We start from the raw sequence: 2325 nt of genomic DNA, 5'->3' as shown, positions 1-2325 counted from the left end.
GCTGGAGGCGGGGCGGGCCCAGGGCGGGCTGGCGGCCTCGCGGCTGCTGGCCGACGCGGTGCTGGCCGGGCCGGCGCTGCTGGCGGTGGTGCTGGTCCTGTCCATGCTGGCGGGCGGCACCGGGCTTGCCACCGTCGCCGCCGGGGTGCGGGATGGCGGGATGGGGCTGCAACTCCCGCTGCTGCTCTGCCTGGGGGCGTTGCTGGCGGTGGCGCAGGTGGAATGCGGGGCCGAGACCGGCGCCATGCTGCCGGCCGAGGCTTCCGGGCGGCATCTGGCACTGTGGTCGTTGGCGCGCGACCTCTGGCTGCTCTTCTGGCTGGACCTGCTGGCGGCGGTCTTCCTACCCCTCGGTCTGGCGCCGGAGGCGGTGGAGGCACCCTGGCTGGCCTGGCCGCTCGGCCTGCTGGCCTGGGCCGCCAAGCTGCTGGCGGTTGGGGCCGTCTTCGCCCTGGCGGGGGCGCTGGTGGCCGGGATGCGGCGGCAGCGCCTGCCGGAGCTGCTGGGCGCGGCGCTGCTGCTGGCGGTGCTCGGCGCGGTGCTGCTCTTCCTGGGCGCCCGCGTCGCATGATACGGGTGGCGGCCCGTTCCGGCCATTGCGCTTCGTGGCCGGCGCCCGGGGGCGAGGCTCCGCCTCGCCCTTGTCCCCCCCGGGACAACGCAAAGCCTTTCATGCGAGGGGGGTGACGATGAGGTTCGAGCCGGTATCCGCGGACCTGCCGCAGCTCCTGGCCGGCGGCATGCTGCTTTGCGGCTTCGCCCTGCTCTGCCTGCGCCGCAGCGGCGGGGCGATCCTGGCCTATGCGCTGCAATCCCTGCTGCTCGCCCTGCTCGCCGGCTGGCTGGCCCGCAGCGGGAGCATGTGGCGCGCGGAGCTCCTGGCCGTGGCGACGGTGGCGCTGCTGGGGCGGGCGCTGGCCGTGCCGCTGGGGCTGCGCCGCCTGTCGCGCCGCCTCGGCCTGCCGGGGGAGGCGGCGCTGCATCTCGGCATCGGGTCCTCGCTGATCCTGGGGACCGTGCTGCTGGGCTTCGCCACGGTGGTGGTCTGGCCCGCCGCCATGGGGGCGGGCGGCATGGCGGCGCGCGCCACCCTGGCGGTGGCCCTGGCGTTGCTGCTGCTGGGGCTGGCGACGGTGCTGCTGCGGCGCGATCCGCTGAGCCAGGGGCTCGGCATCCTCAGCCTGGAGAACGGGCTGGTGCTGGCAGCCCTGGCGGTGCCGGGCCTGCCGGAGGTGCTGGAGCTCACCCTGGCCAGCCTGATCCTCGCCTTGGCCATGGTGGCGGGGGCCTTTCTTTTCCATCTCCGCTTCGAACTCGCGGCATGGATGCCCCATGGGCCGGAGGGGGGTGCCCCCATCGAGGATGCCGGAAGCGGGAAGGCCGTGGAGGAAGGAGCCTGATGGAGGCCGGACTGCCTTCCTGGCTTCCCGCCGTGCTGCCGCTCTGGGCGCCCGTGGCCTGGCCCTTCCTGGCAGCGCTGCTGCTGGCCCTGCCGCTGTCCCGGCCGGGCATGGCGGCGGCGACGGCGAAGGCCGGGCTTCTGGCCTCGGCGCTGGGCTTCCTGCTCGGCCTCGTCTTGCTGGCGCGGCCGGAAGGCGGCGACGGGGTGATGCGGCTGGACGCGGTGAACCGCCTTCTCCCGGCCCTGGGCGGGGCCATCGGCCTGCTGGTGTCCGGCAGGCTGGCCACCCGGAGCGGCCCGCCCATGCCGGGCCTGCCGCTGGCCGTGCAGGTCTTCCTGGGCGGCTATCAGCTGGCGGTGCTGGCGGATGGTCCCGTGCTGGGCTGGATCGGCTTCGTGCCCGCCCTGCTGGCCGCGGCGGCGATCCTGTCGGGCGCGGGGGAGGGGCGATGGCGCGCGGAGGCCCTGGCCCTGTCCTGGCGGATGCTGTTGCCCTGCGGTGCCGGGCTCGCCATTGCGCTGCTGGGAGTGGTGCTGCTTCTGCTGGGCTGCGGCCCTGGCGCGCTGGGGACAGGGTCCTGGCCGGGCCTGATCCTGTCCGCCTCCGGGGGAGAGGCCGGGCTGCTGCGGCTGGGTGCCGTGCTGCTGCTCGCCGGCTATGGACCGCTGTCGGGGCTGGTGCCGTGGCAGGGCTGGGGCATTGCCGCCTCCATACGCGGGGCGGCCGTGTTCTCCGCGCTGTGCCTGGGCCTGCTGCCCGCCATGGCGCTGCCGATGCTGTGGCGCGTCGGGCGGGTGGCGGACGCCGCGGCCGAGAGCCTGCCGCTGGGTGGGCTGCTGGCGGCGGCGGGGCTGCTGTCGCTGCTTACGGCGGCCCTGGCGCTCTGGCGGCGACAGGACCCGGGGCGGCTGATCGGCTGGGC

2 protein-coding genes and 1 pseudogene are annotated in these 2325 nt (G+C 75.8%); all 3 read left to right on the top strand.

Annotation, left to right across the window (positions count from 1 at the left end; translation table 11 throughout):
- A pseudogene (locus ROTAS13_RS27505) lies at positions 1-571 on the top strand (formate hydrogenlyase); the annotation flags it as partial.
- A 118-nt stretch (positions 572-689) separates the two neighbouring features.
- On the top strand, positions 690-1400 hold the full coding sequence (locus ROTAS13_RS23135) for a hypothetical protein (protein ID WP_075823552.1): 711 nt from the start codon (positions 690-692) through the stop codon (positions 1398-1400).
- Positions 1400-2325 (top strand): hypothetical protein (locus tag ROTAS13_RS23130; protein ID WP_371329304.1); only part of this gene is annotated, 926 nt, incomplete at its 3' end. The genes ROTAS13_RS23135 and ROTAS13_RS23130, both read left to right, overlap by 1 nt.

Source organism: Roseomonas sp. TAS13, from assembly GCF_001950415.1.
GTDB lineage: Bacteria > Pseudomonadota > Alphaproteobacteria > Acetobacterales > Acetobacteraceae > Roseomonas > Roseomonas mucosa.
This window is presented reverse-complemented; position numbering and strand designations above follow the sequence as displayed.

Coding starts and splice junctions, on each gene's coding strand:
- ROTAS13_RS23135 (WP_075823552.1), top strand. CDS start 690: ATGAGGTTCGAGCCGGTATCCGCGGACCTGCCGCAGCTCCTGGCCGGC.